A 16,963-nucleotide genomic window follows, 5' to 3' on the forward strand; every position below is an offset into this window, starting at 1 on the left:
CCAACCGCCACCGCCGAATCCGCAGAAGTGGCGGCCGAGAATGTAGTTGTGGGCGACGAAACTCGAGCTTCGTCGCCCACAACTACAGATTCGGCGGGTGGGTCAGCCGGCGACGACCTCGGTCAGGTGGGCGACGGCGTCGGCGAGGGCGACCTCGGTCTTCTCGCCGCTCTTGCGGTCCTTGACCTCGATCTTGCCCTCGACCAGGCCCTTGCCGACGGTGACGATGGTCGGGACGCCGATGAGCTCGGCGTCCTTGAACTTCACGCCGGGCGAGACCTTGGGGCGGTCGTCGTAGAGCACGTCGATGCCGGCGGCCTCGAGCTCCTCGGCGAGCGTGGCGGCCGCCTCGAAGACGGCCGAGTCCTTGCCGGTGGCGACGAGGTGGACGTCGTACGGAGCGACGTTGCGGGGCCACGCGAGGCCGATCTCGTCGAGGGTGCCCTCGGCGATCGCGGCCACGGCGCGGGTGACGCCGATGCCGTAGGAGCCCATCGTGACGGTGACCAGCTTGCCGTTCTCGTCGAGCACCTGCAGGCCGAGCGCGTCGGCGTACTTGCGGCCGAGCTGGAACACGTGGCCCATCTCGATGCCGCGGGCCAGCGTCAGCGGGCCGGAGCCGTCGGGAGCCGGGTCGCCCTCGCGGACCTCCGCGGCCTCGATGGTACCGTCGGGGGTGAAGTCACGGCCGGCGACCAGGTCGATGACGTGCTTGCCCTCGACGTTGGCGCCGGTGACCCAGCGGGTGCCGGTGACCACGCGCGGGTCGACGAGGTAGCGGATCCCGGACTCGGACTTCTCGCCGAGCACCTCGGGTCCGATGTAGCCCTTCACGAGCGAGGCGTGCTTCTTGAGCTCGACGTCGTCCATGGGCTCGACCTCGATCGGCTCCAGCTGGCCCTCGAGACGCTTGATGTCGACGTCGCGGTCGCCGGGCAGGCCGACCGCGAGCGGCTCGACGGTGCCGTCGGGGTGGCGCAGCGTCAGCAGCACGTTCTTCAGCGTGTCGCCGGCCTCCCAGGGACGGTCGTCCCGCGGGAACGCCTTGTTGAGGTGGTCGACGAGCGTCTGGATCGTGGGGGTCTCGGGGGTGTCCTCGGCGTGAGCAGCGGGGACGCCGTCGTAGGAGATCGGCTCGGGGGCCAGCGTCGTGACCGCCTCGACGTTGGCGGCGTAGCCGCCGGGCGAGCGTACGAAGGTGTCCTCGCCGGCCTCGGAGACGGCCAGGAACTCCTCGGAGGCCGAGCCGCCCATCGCGCCGGAGGTCGCCTTGACGATGACGTACTCGAAGCCGAGGCGGTCGAAGACCCGGACGTACGCGTCGCGGTGGGCCTGGTAGGCCGCCTCGAGGCCCTCGTCGGAGACGTCGAAGGAGTAGGAGTCCTTCATGATGAACTCACGGCCGCGCAGCAGGCCCGCGCGGGGACGAGCCTCGTCGCGGTACTTGGTCTGGATCTGGTAGATCGACAGCGGCAGGTCCTTGTAGGAGCCGTAGAGGTCCTTGACCAGGAGCGTGAACATCTCCTCGTGCGTGGGGCCGAGCAGGTAGTCGGCCTCCTTGCGATCCTTGAGCCGGAAGATGCCGTCGCCGTACTCCGTCCAGCGGCCGGTCGCCTCGTAGGGCTCGCGGGGCAGCAGCGCCGGGAAGTGCACCTCCTGGGAGCCGATCGAGGCCATCTCCTCGCGGATGATCTGCTCGACCTTGCCGAGCACGCGCAGGCCCAGCGGCAGCCAGGAGTAGATCCCCGGAGCGGCGCGGCGGATGTAGCCGGCACGGACAAGCAGCTTGTGGCTCGCGACCTCGGCGTCGGCGGGATCCTCACGCAGGGTCCGCACGAACAGGGTCGACATACGGGCGATCATGCGGGCAAGCGTACGGCGCGCCGGACCGCTCCCGCGAACCGGTTGGAATTGGCGTTGCAACCGCGGCGGCGGCCCGCGCATCTTAACTTTCATGAGAGGTATCCGAATCCCGGCACTGGCCACGGCCATCCTTGCTGCTCTCATGCTCCCGGTGACACTCCTGTCACCGGCTTCTGCCGCCACATCAGTCAGCGTCCGTCCGCTCCCGCTACCCATGGGAGCGCCGCCGACGGTCCCCTACATCGCCGGCTCGGTGGGCGACTTCGACGTCGTCGACGGGGAGACGAGGCTCTCGATCCCGATGTCGGACTCCGGCCACGCCAATCTCCTCGGTGCCTCGGGCAACGGCTATCTGGTACGCGTCTTCCCGGAGCACCGCATCGTGCGTGTGGGACCGGGAAAGGCCCCGAAGCAGCTCGTCGACCTGAGCCTGGCCGAGGACGCGAGGCTCACCTCCGACGGCCGCTACCTGCTGCTGCTCACCTATCCGAACGACAACGCCGTCGCGCGTGTCCTTGACGCCGCGACGGGACAGCAGATCGCTCGCCGCACGTTCCGGGTCAGCTCTCGCGTGATTCCCCTCGACGTACGCGGAACGACGGTCCTGATGGGCGCCCATTCGCCTGCCCGGACGCTCACCTGGAACTGGAAGACCGGGGCCATCGTCACGATCGGGAACCGGACGGCGTACGTGGCTTCCTACGCCTCCGACCGGCTCGCGACCTATGACGCGTTCTCGGGACAGCCGGAGTGCACGTACGTCTCGAAGATCTCCACCCCTGGCACGACGACCTGGCGCACGTGCACCGAGAAGGTCGCCTCCTTCTCGCCGGACGGCGCTCGGATCGCCACCGAACCGAATGACGGCGGCATCGCGAACGTGAAGCGCCGCAGCCTCAACGGCACCCTGCTGACCACCTACACCAACATGAACGGGGTCTGGGCAGCGGCCTGGGAGACCAACTCCCGGATCCTGCTGAAGTCCTACCCCAACGACCGAACGACCAACTGGCTGGTCCGCTGCGAGGCCGCAGTCTGCGAGCGCGCCGCCAAGGGACACATCGAGGACCTGACATGAAGACGACACTCATCCGCGTCCTGGCAGGCATCACCCTGGCCGCCACCGCGCTCTCACTGCTCACCTCACCGGCATCCGCGGCTCCGACCGTCGACGTACGTCCCCTGCCCCTGCCCGTCGGCGAGCGTCCGACGGTGCCTTACCTGCATCGGCCCTCGTCCGAGTCGGTCTCGGTGGTCGACCCGGCGACCGGCATGAAGACGCCGGTCGCCCTCGTGGGCGACGAGCTCGACGAGTTCACGCTGCTCGGCCGGTCCGGGAAGGGCTTCGTCCTGCGGGTCACCAACCGGGACATCGACCGGATCGTCCGCGTCCAGCTCGACGTCCCGCAGAAGACGCTCGCCAACCTGCACTACTCGGCGAAGGCACGGCTCTCGGCCGACGGCCGCTATCTGCTGCACACGTCCTACCCGAGCACCGGTGGCATCCGAGTCGTCGTGCGCAACGCCACCACCGCGGCCACGGTCGCCGGACGCACCTTCAGGGCGGCGACCCGGCCCGAACCGGTCGACGCGAGCGGCACCCGCGTGCTGATAGGCGGCTTCAGCACTCCGCGCACGTTCGTGTGGGACTGGAAGGCCGGGACGATCCGGACGATCGCGTCCCGCAGCGCATACGCCGGGAGCTTCGCGTCCAACCGGCTGGCGACGTACACGAAGGACCCGTCGAACCTCGACGCCTGCTCGGTGGTCTCCACCGTGTCCGCTCCCGCCACCACGCTGTGGCGCGGCTGCCTCGAGGCGGTGGCGTCGTTCGCACCCGACGGCGCCCGGTTCGCGACCAACGCGATCGAGCACGAGAACCACGCCGACGTCGTGCGCCGCCGCAGCCTCCGCGGCACGCTGCTGACCACCTATCGCAACCCCAACGGGCTGTGGATGTACGCCTGGGAGACCAACACCCGGATCCTGATGCGGTCCTACCCGGGTAACGGCAGCGGCGGATGGCTGGTGCGCTGTGAGGCCACCGACTGCGAACGCGCCTGGCGGGCGTACTCCTAGAACATCGCCGGATCAGAACATGATGGTGGAGAAGCGGGCCGTCTCGAGGAAGCCGGCCCGCTCGTAAGCACGGCGCGCGGGGGCGTTCCACTCGTTGACATAGAGGGAGATACGAGGGGCGATCTCGCTGCGGACGATGTCGCAGACCGCGGCCATCCCGCGGGCAGCGAGACCCTCGCCGCGCCGGTGCGGAGGCACCCAGACGCCCTGGATCTGGGCGGCCTCGGGGGTCGCGCAGGCGACCTCGGCCTTGAAGACGACCTCGCCGTCCTCGATCCGGGCGAACGACCAGCCGCGGGAGATCAGCTGGAGGACTCGGGCCCGGTAGAGGTCGCGGCCGCCGCCGGTCTCGGGCGAGATGCCGACCTCCTCGGTGTACATCGCCACGCACGCCGGATAGAGGACGTCCATGTCGGTGCGGACCGTGCGGCGCACGAACGGGTCGGGCTCGACCAGGCTCTGCAGCTGCTGCTCGAGGTGGGGCTGCTCCCAGCGCTGGTCGCGCGGTGTGCCCCAGGATTCGCCGATCGATCCCCACAACGAGCGCACCGCGGGCTGCCGCCCGACGATCGTCGAGACGGTGCGGACCCGGCTGCGGGCCCGCTCGCCGAAGGCAGCGGCGTCGTCCTCGGTGGCCTGGATGGGGACCAGGTTGGCGCCCACGTGACAGGCCGCGACGAGGTCGCCGCCGTCCCAGCGGCCCCAGATCTCGCCGCCCAGCCAGCGGGGCTCGAGGTTGGTGGTGCGCGCGCGGTACTCGGCGAACACGTTCACCACCGGATCCAGGGCGGTCAGCTCCAGGAACGCGCCGAGATCACCCGCATGCAGCGGGCGGATCCCCTGGCGCGTCGTGAGCATGTCTCCGAGCCTAGGGCCAATCTGGTCGTACGTCGCGCCACGGCTCGCTGGCCGGATCAAGAGACCGCGCCGGAGCGACCGCTAAGCAAAGGCGCGTTCGATCGTGTGCATGCGCTCGCGGATGGTCTTGAGGCGTACGTCCTGGCCGGCCTCGCCGGTGTCTCCCCAGACCGCACGGCCCACCATCACGCCCCGGGCGCCGAGGGTGCGGACCCGCGGCAGGCGTCCGCTGAAGTCGTCCCAGCCCATCCCGTCGGAGCGCGCGACCCAGGGCGCGTCGCCGATCTCGGCGCGCTCGATGGCCGCGAGGCCCTCGTCGTTGACCTTGAGCTTGAGCACGATGCCGCCGCACCGCGACCGCGCGCCGAGGACGGCCAGGTCGTCGAGGCAGCCCGGCGTCGTGCAGTAGGGCTCGAGGAAGACCCGGTCGTAGCTCGGGAGGCGGTCCAGGATGGCCAGCGCCATCGACGCGCACTCGGCCCGGTGGTCGTCGAACCCGACCTTCACCGCGTCCGTCGACCTCTCCGGGACGACGAGATCATCGACGGCGTCGATGTCCGGGAGCCCGGCGCAGGCGAGCTCGCGGCGTACGTCGCCGTGCCCCTGCGTGGGGCGCACGACGATGCCCCAGCCGGGGGTGTGGGCCACCAGATCGAGGAGCTCGGACCTGATGTCGGAGGAGTCCGAGGTGCGGAACAGCGCATCGTCCGCGTGATCGATGGCAAGCCAGAAATTGGTCACTGTTGTCGCCAGTCTGAGAAGGGAAGAAGAAGACGTGTGGAGGCGCTAGGCGAAGCCTAAGCAGTGCGAGCGCGCATCAGCGGCATCTCGGGTAAATTGCGGATTTCGGGTCGCGCCTCAGTACTCGCCGCCGTCGGCGACGATGCACTGGCCGTTGATCGCGCTCGCACCGTCGGAGGCGAGGAAGACACACACTTTCGCGACCGCGTCGGCGGTGACGAACCGGTGTCCGGGGATGCGCGCGGCCCGGTAGGAGATGTACTGGTCGACGGTCACGCCCTCCTTGCGGGCGTGCTTGACGAACACCTGCCGGGAGGACTCGCTCCACATCGGCCCGGGGGCGACGACGTTGGCGCGGACGATGCCCTCCTCCTCCTGCGCGATCGCCTGGGCGAGCCCGGTGAGGGCGTGCTTGGAGACCCCGTAGGCGGCCCGCCGAGACGGCGTACGGATCCCGAAGACGGAGCTGACCAGGACGACCGCGCCGGACCGGGCGGCCCGCAGCTTCGGGAGCGCGAGCGAGGCCGTGCGCCACACCGAGGTCAGGTTGAGGTCGAGGGTGAGCTGCCACTCGTCGCGGTCGATCTCGGCGACCGTGTCGGGGCTGGGGTTGATGCCGGAGCAGTTGATGAGGCCGGACAGCGTGTCGAACCCGGCGAGCGTCTCGGCCAGGGCGTTCACGCCGTCGTCGCTGGTCAGGTCGCCCTCCACACGCGCGACGGCACCGGTCTCGTCGGCCAGGTAGGCCAGCTCGGTGGTGCGGCTGTAGGCGTGCAGGATGACCGGTGTGCCCTCCGCGGTGAGCCGGCGCGCGACCGCGCTGCCGAGGTCGCCGGTCGCGCCCAGGACGAGCACGGGAGGCCGTGGCGGGGTGCCTGACTCAGACGCTGTGCTCATGGCGCTCCTTGATCCGGTGGATCGCCGACCGGACCACGTCCTGATGGGCGGGCGGCAGACCAGTGAGACCTTCGAGATGGCTCAGGCAAGTGATATCACCCATTTGCCCGAGCCGGTACGCGGTAATCGGAATCGCCGGCGCCAGGACCGGGTGGTGGAGCCGGCGGACCAGGGCCGCGGTGATGTCGGTGCCCCAGCCGAGCACGTCGCGCTCGCGGGCGACGGCTCCGGGGTCCTCCTCCCGCTCCAGGATCTCGAGGTAGCCGTCGACCGGCACCCGGCCGCGCAGGATCAGCTGGAACATCGCCGCCTTCCGCAGGAACAGCGACCGGAACGCCTCCAGGACGAACTCCAGCTCGTCCCAGTAGCGCTCCGGTGCCTGGTCGAGGAGGTCGCCGTAGTCCTCGCGCTCCTCGGTCAGGTAGAGGCAGATCAGCCGGTCCATCCAGGACAGGCTCTCGCGTACGCTCAGCCGGGCCACGGCGTCGAGGTCGCCGGGCTGGAACCCGGCCTTGAGGAACGTCATCACCAGCGGGCCCATGTGCATGTCGGCGAACCGGGCGCCGTCGAGCGCCATGCCGTGCCCGTCGCGCAGCCGGTCGCGGATGCCCTCGGCGACGAAGTACTGGTAGAAGGTCTCGTGGGCGAACTCCGCCGACTCCACCGAGTCCTTGGTCCGTCCGGTCACCCCGAAGACCTCGGAGTGGTCGAGCAGGTCGGCGATCCACTCGTACGTCAGGAAGTCCCGTTGCCGGGTGATGTCGAGGTCGCGCTGCAGGTTGGCGAAGAGCCACTCCGAGACGCGTGGAACCGGGATCAGGTCCTGCTCCTGCGAGTCCGGCTCGTCCATCCCGGTGAACAGGTCCCAGGCGATGTCGCGGTAGGTCTGGAACCGCACCCGGCTGGGGATGCGTGAGCTCTTCCGGTCCCACGGCTGCCCGCAGACGTGCTTGAGGTGGACGGTGTAGCCGTCCCACTGCGTCCGAGGAGCAGGAGCGCCCTCCTCGATGGAGGCGTAGAGCTGCTTGAGGACCATCGGAGTCGCGGGGAAGAACCCTCCCCCGCGCTCCATCTCCGCGGCCAGGTTGCGCAGCTTCTCGTCACCGCCGCGCTCCTCGCTGAGGGCTCGCACCTCGACCGGGGAGATCGGCTCGACGCGTACGACCACGGCCGACTCGACGCCGAGGTCCTCCAGCCGGGCCGGGCTGCGCAGCTGCTCGGCGAGCTCGTCGCGCTCGGTCTGCAGGTTGCGCTTGCTGATCACGACGAACCGGCCTCCGCGGCCGAACGCGGAGCGCAGCTCGCTCAGGTCGGGCCGGGTGACGCCGTGCTCCTCGGCGCTGGAGGAGATCAGGTCGAAGTCGTCGATGACGATCGGCGAGCGGTCCTCGCCGACCAGGTCCCCGTAGTCGACCGCACCGTCGCGCAGGCTGATGTAGCGCACCTGCTCCTGCGAGGCGGTCCAGTCCCTGATCTCGATCGTCTTGCCCGAGCCCGAGGGACCGGTGAGGAAGAAGAGGTTGGACTCGGTGTTCTGGAGCCAGCGGCCCAGCGCCTCGATGAGTGGGATCGTCGGTTGCTCGGTCGTCAGCCCGCTCAGCGCCGCCACCCGGGCTCGCGGGAAGGTCAGCCGGGAGCTGGTGGCCGACCCCGTCATCGGGGCCGCCGGAGCGGTAGCCGCGGGGGTCAGCACCGGACCGGGTGGTGCGGCACCCTCGTCGCGCCAGGAGTACGCCTTCCACCACTTCGCCTGCCAGATGCCGGTGTTCTTCCGGATCCACTCCCCGCGATGGGTCGGGTCGAGGGTGCGGGGCACCGCGCCGCCGACGACGCGGATGAGCTCGTCGAGCGGCATCAGCTTCGAGCCGGACGTACGCCGGTAGAAGGTGCTCCGGGCCATCGCCACACCGGCGCCGCCATCAGCTTTTCCGGTCACCTGCCGGACCCAGGCGCGCAATTCGCTGTTGAACTGCTCCGGTGAGAGAGATTCGTCGGCCATTACCCCTCGCCCAGTCGCCCGCGTTCGCGGTTGCGAGTATCCCGCAGGTGTCCCAATTCTGTCCCAGAAACGTCCCAACTCAGCAGGGACTGTCCTCACATCGTCCCCACTCCCGCCCGCCCTCTGGTGAGACACCTGTGGCCTCCGCCACCGTGGAGATGTCCCCAGAGGGACAGCGCCGGCCCCACCTACGGGCCCCACCGCTGAAGGAGATGATGACCATGAGGAACCACAAGTTCAGCATCGCCACCTTCGCCGTCACGCTTCTTGTCGTGTTCGGCTTCAACCAGCTGCTCAGCGCCGAGCCGCCCACGTGCCAGGCAGCCGCCGGCACCTCGTCCGTGTCCGTCGTCCTCACGGAAGGAGCGCTGTGATGACCAGCAACTTCCTACGCCTCGGCGATACCGTCCGGGCCCACGGCGGCGTACGTTCCGGAAAGCGCGGTGTCGTCGTCGCCACCGCCGCAGGCCGCACCAAGGTCCGCTTCAACGGCACCAGCGGCACCCGCTGGGTACGCAGCAGCAACCTGAGGTCCACCGGCAGCGGCTCGCTGTCCTGGATCCTTCCGGTCAAGGCCGCACTCGTCCTGTTCCTGGTCGTGCCGGGTCTCCGGTTCGTCGTCGTCCACCTGTGGACCCACGGCGGGCTCGACGGCTTCGCCACGGCCCTCGGGAACCAGATGGGCCAGGCCGCGCTCGCCTGGGGCCACCTGATCACCACGGACCCGCTCGGAGCCCTGCTCCACCTCGGGTTCCTCGGCGTCGTCTCCAGGCTGATGCACTGGTGAGACGACACAGACCTTCGAGGCGCACGCAGGGGGACGCCTCGGAGCACAAGAAGAAGCCCGGTCCGAGACTCGGACCGGGCTTTCCTGCGTTCTGTGTCAGCTGCTGACTGGGTCTCGACCCGCGGTTGCGGCTTCGCAAGCTCAGCCGCACGCTCGCTCGACCTCCTCGCGTTTGCCCTTCGCAAGCTCAGGGCAAGGCTCGGACCTGCGCGCCGGCGCCCTCGACGGGCTCCATGCCCTCGGCGATCTTCATCGCCTCCTCGATCAGGGTCTCGACGATGGCAGCCTCGGGGACGGTCTTGATGACCTCGCCCTTGACGAAGATCTGGCCCTTGCCGTTGCCGGAGGCGACACCGAGGTCGGCCTCGCGGGCCTCGCCGGGGCCGTTGACGACGCAGCCCATGACGGCGACGCGCAGCGGGACCTCGAGGCCGTCGAGGCCGGCGGTCACCGCGTCGGCGAGCTTGTAGACGTCGACCTGAGCGCGGCCGCAGCTCGGGCAGGAGACGATCTCGAGGCGGCGCGGGCGGAGGTTGAGCGACTCCAGGATCTGCAGGCCGACCTTGACCTCCTCCACCGGCGGAGCGGAGAGCGAGACCCGGATGGTGTCGCCGATGCCCTTGGACAGCAGCGAGCCGAAGGCGACCGACGACTTGATCGTGCCCTGGAAGGCCGGGCCGGCCTCGGTGACACCGAGGTGGAGCGGCCAGTCGCCGGACTCGGCGAGCAGCTCGTAGGCGCGGACCATCACGACCGGGTCGTTGTGCTTGACCGAGATCTTGAAGTCGTGGAAGCCGTGCTCCTCGAACAGGGAGGCCTCCCAGATCGCCGACTCGACCAGCGCCTCGGGGGTGGCCTTGCCGTACTTCTCCAGCAGCCGCTTGTCGAGCGAGCCGGCGTTCACACCGATACGGATGCTCGTGCCGTGGTCCTTCGCGGCGGCGGCGATCTCCTTGACCTGGTCGTCGAACTTGCGGATGTTGCCCGGGTTGACCCGAACGGCCGCGCAGCCAGCCTCGATGGCGGCGAACACGTACTTCGGCTGGAAGTGGATGTCGGCGATCACCGGGATCTGCGACTTCTTCGCGATCGCCGGCAGCGCGTCGGCGTCGTCCTGGCTCGGGCAGGCGACCCGGACGATGTCGCAGCCCGACGCGGTCAGCTCCGCGATCTGCTGCAGGGTCGAGTTGACGTCGGAGGTGAGCGTGGTCGTCATCGACTGCACGGAGATGGGGCTCTCGCTGCCGACGCCCACCGAACCGACCTTGATCTGGCGGGTCTTGCGGCGGGGGGCGAGCACCGGAGCAGGCGCTTCCGGCATACCGAGGGGGATGGACGTCATGTCTACCAATCTTACGTGCGGGTCAGGCCTGGAGATGAAGCGGGACGACGAGGTCGGCGACGATCAGGACAACACCCATCACCAGCAGCGCCGAGGCCACGACGTACGCCACCGGCAGCAGCTTCGCCGGGTCGGCATGTCCCGGGTCGGGCCGACGGAAGACCTTGGCGAAGGCGCGGCGGATGCCTTCCCACAGCGCCGTCGCGATGTGACCGCCGTCGAGCGGCAGGAGGGGTACGAAGTTGAAGATGCCGATGAAGAGGTTGAACCCACCGACCAGGAACGCGAAGCTGGAGACCTTCTCGGCGACGTCGAGACCCTCGTGGGCCGCGATCTCACCGGCGATGCGGCCGCCGCCGACGATGCTGACCGGGCTGTCGGCCGAGCGCTCCTCGACACCGACGATCGCGAGCGCGACGTGCCAGACCTTGACCGGCAGGCGCAGCAACGAGTGGACGGCGTTCTCGGCCATCGCGCCCATCTCCTTCAGCGCGTAGACCGGCCCCTCCTTGGTCGTCACGATGTGCGACTCGGGAGACATCCCGAAGAAGCCGACCTTCGCGGTCTCCGGGTCGGCGCTGGTGTCGTCGACGTCCTTGATCCGCTCCTGGACGACGGTCTGGGTGCGCAGCGTCATCTGCTTCCCGTCGCGCTCGATGACGATGGTGGCCGCGCCGTCCATGTTGTCGCGGATCAGCTTCTGGGCGACCGACCACGAGGTCAGCTCGGTGCCGTTGAACGAGATCAGCTCGTCGCCGGGCTTCAGGCCGGCGTCGGCGGCCGGCGTCGGCTTGTCGCCGGCGCGGCACTCGCGGCCCTGGTCCTCCCAGCTCAGCAGGCACTCCTGCAGGCTGGAGACGACCGGATGGCCCTCGTTGACGACGGGCTCACGGACGCCGTAGATGCCGAAGACGCCCCACAGCACGAAGAACGCGATCGCGATGTTCACCGATGGCCCACCGGCCATCACGATGACCTTCTTCCACCACGACATCTTGTAGAAGAGCCGCGGCTCGTCCTCGGGACGGATCAGCTCCCACTCGGCCGAGCGGGCGTCGCTGATCAGCTGGGTGAACATGCCGGTGTTGGACTTGCGCACCCGCAGCGCGCCGTCCTCGGTGCGCTCCCCCAGCTGCTCGGCGCCGGGCGGCAGCATGCCGACGATCTTGACGTAGCCACCGAGCGGGATCGCCTTGAGCCCGTACTCCGTCTCGCCGACCTGCTTGGACCACACCGTCGGCCCGAAGCCGATGAAGTATTGCGTCACCTTCCCGCCGAACGCCTTCGCCGGGATCATGTGGCCGAGCTCGTGCAGCCCGATCGAGGCCAGGATCGCGACGATGAAGCCGATCACGGCCAGCGTGTAGAGCAGATAGCTCATGAACGGTTCTCCAGCATCCGAGTGGCCTCCTCGCGCGCCCAGGCGTCGGCGGCGAGCACATCCTCGATCGAGAGGCTGCTTTCAGAGCGTACGCCGCCATGGGCTGCCAACACCTCCGCAATCGTGTCCACGATGCCGGTGAACGGGATCCGGCCTTCGTGGAACGCGTCGACGCAGACCTCGTTGGCGGCGTTGTAGACGGCGGGGTGGGTGCCGCCGCGGGTGCCAGCCTCACGGGCCAGCCGCACCGCAGGAAAAGCGGAATCGTCGAGCGGCTCGAACCGCCAGTCGGAGGCCTTGGTCCAGTCGATCGGCGTCTCGGCGTCGGGCACCCGCTCGGGCCAGGCCATCCCCATCGAGATCGGCACCAGCATCGTCGGCAGCCCCAGCTGGGCGACCACGGCGCCGTCGGTGAACTCGACCATCGAGTGGATGTACTGCTGCGGGTGGACGACGACCTCGATCCGGTCGAAGGCTACGTCGAAGAGCAGGTGTGCCTCGATGACCTCGAGGCCCTTGTTGACCAGGGTGGCGGAGTTGGTCGTGATCACCCGCCCCATCGCGAAGTTGGGGTGCTCGAGCGCCTGCGCCGGGGTGACCTGGGCGAGCTCGTCGCGGGAGCGGCCGCGGAACGGGCCGCCGGAGGCGGTCAGCACCAGCTTGCGTACCTCGTTCGCGGAGCCCGCGCGCAGCGACTGCGCGATCGCGGAGTGCTCGGAGTCGACCGGGACGATCTGCCCCTCGCGCGCGACGCGCTTGACCAGCGGCCCGCCGATGATCAGCGACTCCTTGTTGGCCAGGGCGAGCGTGTTGCCGGCCTCGAGCGCGGCCAGCGTCGGGCGGAGACCGACGGCGCCGGTGATCCCGTTGAGCACCACGTCGGCGGGCTGGGCGGCGGCCTCGACCGAGGCCTCCTCCCCCAGCCCGGAGAACTTGGGCGCGAACTCGGCCACCTGGGCGTCGAACAGCTCCTTGTTGGACCCGCCCGCGGTCAGGCCGACGACCCGGAACCGGTCCGGGTTGGCCCGCACCAGGTCGAGCGCCTGGGTGCCGATGGACCCGGTCGAGCCGAGGATCACCACGTCGCGTGGTCGCTGATCGTTCACTCGCTCATTCTCCCAGCAGAGGCTGAGAGGGCGCCAAGCGGCCGGGGCTGCGGCCCGGAAAACTTCACGGGAAATAGCAACAGCCCCGGACTCCCCCACGGGTCCAGGGCTGTGCATGAAACGTTTTGCAACGTCTGGCCACAATTAAGCCACAAAGATGCACGCGAAGGCAAATCCTGAAACCGGCGTCCCAGTTAAATCTGCGTCAGATCAACGGCTCGAGGATGACGCCGAGCCTCGGCGTCACGTGGCGGACCCACGACTCGGTCAGGTGCGAGTCGTCGTAGTAGGTGACCTTCTCCCCCACGACGAGCGGGCAGCGGTCCTCGGCGCACACGAAGCGCTGGGTGTCGACGTACGCCGCCCGGGTGCCCTTCAGGGCCTCCTCGGTGACCTCGTTGCTGCTGGTCTCGCGCGAGTCCCGGTCGCTGAGGCAGGACAGCTGGTCGGCCTCGGGAGCGCTGAGGCAGTCGGCCGGGTTGTGGTCGACCGAGGGCACGTCGCCGAGGACGACCACCTTGCGCGAGATCTCCCGGTAGGCCTGCACCGTGCTGCGTACGGCCTGCGACCACTGCTCGTCGCGGCTCATCCCGTCGTAGGTCTTGGGCATGAAGAGCTGGCCGCGGGCCGTGGAGACGATCGCGTCGGGGTCGAGGCGCTCGAGGAGGTCCGCGGACCAGTCGCGGAAGTCGTCGCACTCCGCCTGGGTCATCTTCTTGCCCCGGTGCTGGACCGGGTAGGGGGCGCAGCCGACCTTCACGACCGGCACGACCCGGAAGCCGTTCTCCTTGCCGAGGTCGTCGAAGGCGGTCAGCCACATCCCGGCGTGGGAGTCGCCGACGACCGCGACGGTCTTCTCCGCGTCGGTGTCACCGAGGGTGCAGTCGGCGCCGCGGGTGTCGCCGTAGTTGGCGTAGCAGTCGCCGTAGGTCTTCTGCCACCGGTCCTCGGTGATGTCCTCGCCGAGCACGGCCGGCGGGATCGGACCGCCGCGGTCGGCGATGTCGAGGGCGGCGCGGAGCTCGCGCTGCACCTGCGGCGGGCCGCCGGTCTCCGCGGCGGTGTCCGGGACCTCGTTGGCGGCGAACCACGCCTGCGCCTGCGCGGCGCGCTCCTTCTCCGCGTACGCCGCGTAGCCGGTCGTCAGCCAGCCGCTGCCGACCGCGAGCACGAGCGCGACCGGCCACAGGACCAGCGAGCGCAGCCCGTGGGAGAGCATCGGCACCTGCTTGTGCTGGAACGGCAGCTCGACGAAGCGGTGGCTCAGCGCGGAGAGCAGCAGCGCGGCGGCGACCGAGACCGTCATCTCGAGGGCGGCGTTGCCGAGCCGGAGGAGCTCGGGGCCGAGCACGACGAGCGGCCAGTGCCACAGGTAGAGCGAGTAGGAGATGTCGCCGACGTAGCGCAGCGGGCGCACGGCGAGCAGCCTCGCCGTCGGGGCGTTCGCGCCGGAGGCCAGCAGCGCGACCGTGCCGAGCGTGGGCACCAGCGCCTGCCAGCCGGGGAACGGGGTGGCCTCGCTGAACACGACGGTCGAGCCGACGATCGCCGCGGCTCCACCGAGCCCGGCGACGACGCTCGCGGCACCCTTGAGCCGGCCGCCCCAGCAGGCCAGCAGCGCCCCGGCGGCGAGCTCGTAGGCGCGGGCGGGCGTGGAGAAGTAGGCGGCGGTGGGGTTCTCGCCGGTCGCGTACACCGACCACGCCAGGCTCGCGACCGCGATCACCGCGGCGACGACCGTGAAGCCCTTGCGACCGAGCCTGGGCATGAGCAGGAGCGCCAGCACCGGCCAGACCAGGTAGAACTGCTCCTCCACCGAGAGCGACCAGTAGTGCTGGAAGGGCGAGGGCTCGCTGGGCTGGAAGTACTGCACCCCCTCGGCGGCGAAGTGCACGTTGGCCAGGAAGAACGCCGCCCAGGTGCCGTCAGCGGCGGCGTCGGTGAGTCGGGTAGTGGGCAGCTGCCAGGCGGCGTACGCCAGGACGACCAGGATCACGAGGGTGGCCGCCGGCAGGATGCGACGGGCACGGCGCGCGTAGAACTGCGGAATGCTGACGGTGCCGCTCTCGCCGGCCTCGCGCAGCAGCAGCGTGGTGATCAGGAAGCCGGAGAGGACGAAGAAGACGTCGACACCGACGAAGCCGCCCTCGGTGTGCGGGATGCCTGCGTGGGCAGCGACGACCAGACCTACGGCAATGGCCCGGAGACCTTGGACGTCTGTCCGCCATTGCTTGGCTGACATGTGGGGTGCACCTCGTGTGGGGGTTCGACTGCTTCCATTGCTGGCACCGGGTCGCGGAGGTACGCGAAACGGCGCTCGATGCTTTCACGGACCCCTCCGGCCCGCACATCGAGGGTCGCACGCTCACATGTTTGTCTAGTGGATTACTCGCCGATGAACGACATCACGTGCTTGATCCGGGTGTAGTCCTCGAACCCGTAGACGGAGAGGTCCTTGCCGTAGCCGGAGTGCTTGAAGCCGCCGTGGGGCATCTCGGAGATGTAGGGGATGTGGGTGTTGATCCACACGACACCGAAGTCGAGGCGCTTGCTGACCCGCATCGCGGTGCCGTGGTCCTTGGTCCACACGCTCGAGCCGAGGCCGTAGTCGACGTCGTTGGCGCACCGGAGCGCCTCGGCCTCGTCGGCGAACCGCTGCACGGTGATCACCGGGCCGAAGATCTCGTTCTGGATCTGCTCGTCGTCCTGGCGCAGGCCGGCCAGGACCGTGGGCTGGTAGAAGTAGCCGTTCTCGCCGCCCTCCACCCGGGCCGGCGCTCCGCCGGCCGCGATCGTGGCGTGGTCCGGGAGCCGGTCGACCATGCCCTTGACGCGGGCGAGCTGGCCGGGGTTGTTGAGCGCGCCGACGTCGGTGTTGTCCGCGGGGAGGCCGACAGTGGTGCTGCGGGCCGCCTCGGCCAGGGCGGCGACGAACTCGTCGTGGATGCCGGCCTGCACCAGCACCCGGGTCGCCGCGGTGCAGTCCTGGCCGGCGTTGAAGTAGCCCGCCGCGGCGATGCCCGCGACCGCCTTCTCGATGTCGGCGTCGTCGAAGACGATCACCGGCGCCTTGCCACCGAGCTCGAGGTGGACGCGCTTGACGTCGGCCGCCGCGCTCGCGGCGACCTCCATGCCGGCGCGCACCGAGCCGGTGATGGCCACCATCTGCGGTGTCCGGTGGCGGATCAGCGCGCGGCCGGTGTCCCGGTCGCCGGTGACCAGGTTGAGCACCCCGGGCGGCAGGAACTCCTGGGCCAGCTCGGCCAGCAGGGACGAGCTCGCCGGGGTGGTGTCGGAGGGCTTGAGCACGACGGTGTTCCCGGCGGCGAGCGCGGGCGCGATCTTCCACGACATCATCGCGAGCGGGTAGTTCCAGGGCGTGACCTGCCCGATCACGCCGATCGGCTCGCGGCGGATCCAGGAGGTGTGGTCCGGCAGGTATTCACCGGCGCTCTTCCCCTCCAGCGTCCGCGCGGCGCCTGCGAAGAAGCGGAAGTGGTCGATCGTCGGGGGCAGCTCCTCCTCCAGGGTCAGCTGGTAGGGCTTGCCGGTGTCCTTGACCTCCACCGCGGTCAGCTCCTGGGCTCGCGCCTCCATCGCGTCGGCGATCCGGAGCAGCGCCAGGCTGCGCTCCTGGGGCGTGGTCTCGCCCCAGGTCTCGAAGGCCGATGCGGCGGCTGCGTACGCCTTGTCGACGTCGGCCTCCCCTGACATCGGAGCCTGGGCGTAGACCTCACCGGTGGCGGGGTCGACGACGTCGTACGTCGCGGCGTCGGCGGCATCGCACAGCTCGCCGCCGATCACGTTCCTGAAGGTCTGGTCAGCCATGCGATAGAGACTAACTCCTTCCTGTAACAGGGATGTCACAACTGAATCCGCAGTGAAATTCGCACTTTGAAACTGATTCGCT

Annotated in this window: 14 protein-coding genes; 4 read left to right on the plus strand and 10 right to left on the minus strand. The window is 69.5% G+C overall.

Annotated features, from left to right (window positions below):
• Positions 1-102: 102 nt before the first annotated feature.
• Entirely contained in the window at positions 103-1,863 is a 1,761-nt protein-coding gene (locus HD557_RS17275; RefSeq protein ID WP_196874764.1) for a proline--tRNA ligase, read from the minus strand.
• A gap of 214 nt (positions 1,864-2,077) precedes the next feature.
• Here HD557_RS17275 and HD557_RS17280 point away from each other — a divergent pair, with 214 nt between their 5' ends.
• Both HD557_RS17280 and HD557_RS17285 read left to right on the plus strand, forming a co-directional pair.
• The gene (locus tag HD557_RS17280; protein ID WP_231380342.1) at positions 2,078-2,941 is read left to right on the plus strand and encodes a WD40 repeat domain-containing protein; all 864 of its coding nucleotides are present in this window, start codon (positions 2,078-2,080) and stop codon (positions 2,939-2,941) included.
• Positions 2,938-3,942: a hypothetical protein gene (locus HD557_RS17285; RefSeq protein WP_196874766.1), complete on the plus strand. Its 1,005-nt coding sequence runs from the start codon at positions 2,938-2,940 to the stop codon at positions 3,940-3,942. Before HD557_RS17280 ends, HD557_RS17285 begins: the two co-directional genes overlap by 4 nt.
• Before the next feature lie 12 nt (positions 3,943-3,954).
• Here the strand turns inward: HD557_RS17285 and HD557_RS17290 are convergent, their stop codons facing one another.
• From HD557_RS17290 to HD557_RS17305, 4 genes are all read right to left on the minus strand, one after another.
• Entirely contained in the window at positions 3,955-4,800 is an 846-nt protein-coding gene (locus tag HD557_RS17290; protein WP_196874767.1) for a GNAT family N-acetyltransferase, read from the minus strand.
• Positions 4,801-4,881: 81 nt separating this feature from the next.
• On the minus strand, positions 4,882-5,541 hold the full coding sequence (locus HD557_RS17295; RefSeq protein ID WP_196874768.1) for a hypothetical protein: 660 nt from the start codon (positions 5,539-5,541) through the stop codon (positions 4,882-4,884).
• Positions 5,542-5,658: 117 nt separating this feature from the next.
• Positions 5,659-6,438 carry an SDR family NAD(P)-dependent oxidoreductase gene (locus tag HD557_RS17300; RefSeq protein ID WP_008363243.1) on the minus strand — a complete coding sequence of 260 codons (780 nt, stop codon included), beginning with the start codon at positions 6,436-6,438 and terminating at the stop codon, positions 5,659-5,661.
• The gene (locus HD557_RS17305) at positions 6,422-8,437 is read right to left on the minus strand and encodes a hypothetical protein (RefSeq protein ID WP_196874769.1); all 2,016 of its coding nucleotides are present in this window, start codon (positions 8,435-8,437) and stop codon (positions 6,422-6,424) included. Before HD557_RS17305 ends, HD557_RS17300 begins: the two co-directional genes overlap by 17 nt.
• 221 nt (positions 8,438-8,658) lie before the next feature.
• Between HD557_RS17305 and HD557_RS17310 the strand changes: the two genes are divergently transcribed.
• Together HD557_RS17310 and HD557_RS17315 are read left to right on the plus strand one after the other, a co-directional pair.
• Positions 8,659-8,811, plus strand: coding sequence for a hypothetical protein (locus HD557_RS17310; RefSeq protein WP_196874770.1), 153 nt, complete (start codon positions 8,659-8,661; stop codon positions 8,809-8,811).
• Positions 8,811-9,224, plus strand: a complete 414-nt coding sequence (locus HD557_RS17315) for a hypothetical protein (protein ID WP_040757087.1) — start codon at positions 8,811-8,813, stop codon at positions 9,222-9,224. Before HD557_RS17310 ends, HD557_RS17315 begins: the two co-directional genes overlap by 1 nt.
• A 187-nt stretch (positions 9,225-9,411) precedes the next feature.
• Here the strand turns inward: HD557_RS17315 and ispG are convergent, their stop codons facing one another.
• The 5 genes from ispG to HD557_RS17340 all read right to left on the minus strand — a co-directional run bounded on the left by ispG (position 9,412) and on the right by HD557_RS17340 (position 16,881).
• Entirely contained in the window at positions 9,412-10,566 is a 1,155-nt protein-coding gene (ispG, locus tag HD557_RS17320) for a flavodoxin-dependent (E)-4-hydroxy-3-methylbut-2-enyl-diphosphate synthase (protein ID WP_008363250.1), read from the minus strand.
• A 22-nt stretch (positions 10,567-10,588) separates the two neighbouring features.
• Positions 10,589-11,947, minus strand: a complete 1,359-nt coding sequence (locus HD557_RS17325) for a M50 family metallopeptidase (protein ID WP_196874771.1) — start codon at positions 11,945-11,947, stop codon at positions 10,589-10,591.
• Positions 11,944-13,053: a 1-deoxy-D-xylulose-5-phosphate reductoisomerase gene (dxr, locus tag HD557_RS17330; protein ID WP_307785652.1), complete on the minus strand. Its 1,110-nt coding sequence runs from the start codon at positions 13,051-13,053 to the stop codon at positions 11,944-11,946. The genes HD557_RS17325 and dxr overlap by 4 nt, the downstream gene beginning before the upstream one ends.
• Before the next feature lie 205 nt (positions 13,054-13,258).
• Complete coding sequence (locus HD557_RS17335) at positions 13,259-15,295, minus strand: acyltransferase family protein (RefSeq protein ID WP_196874772.1); 2,037 nt, start codon at positions 15,293-15,295, stop codon at positions 13,259-13,261.
• A gap of 143 nt (positions 15,296-15,438) precedes the next feature.
• Positions 15,439-16,881, minus strand: a complete 1,443-nt coding sequence (locus HD557_RS17340) for a gamma-aminobutyraldehyde dehydrogenase (protein WP_196874773.1) — start codon at positions 16,879-16,881, stop codon at positions 15,439-15,441.
• Positions 16,882-16,963: the final 82 nt, after the last annotated feature.

It is taken from the genome of Nocardioides luteus (assembly GCF_015752315.1).
Taxonomy (GTDB): Bacteria; Actinomycetota; Actinomycetes; order Propionibacteriales; family Nocardioidaceae; genus Nocardioides.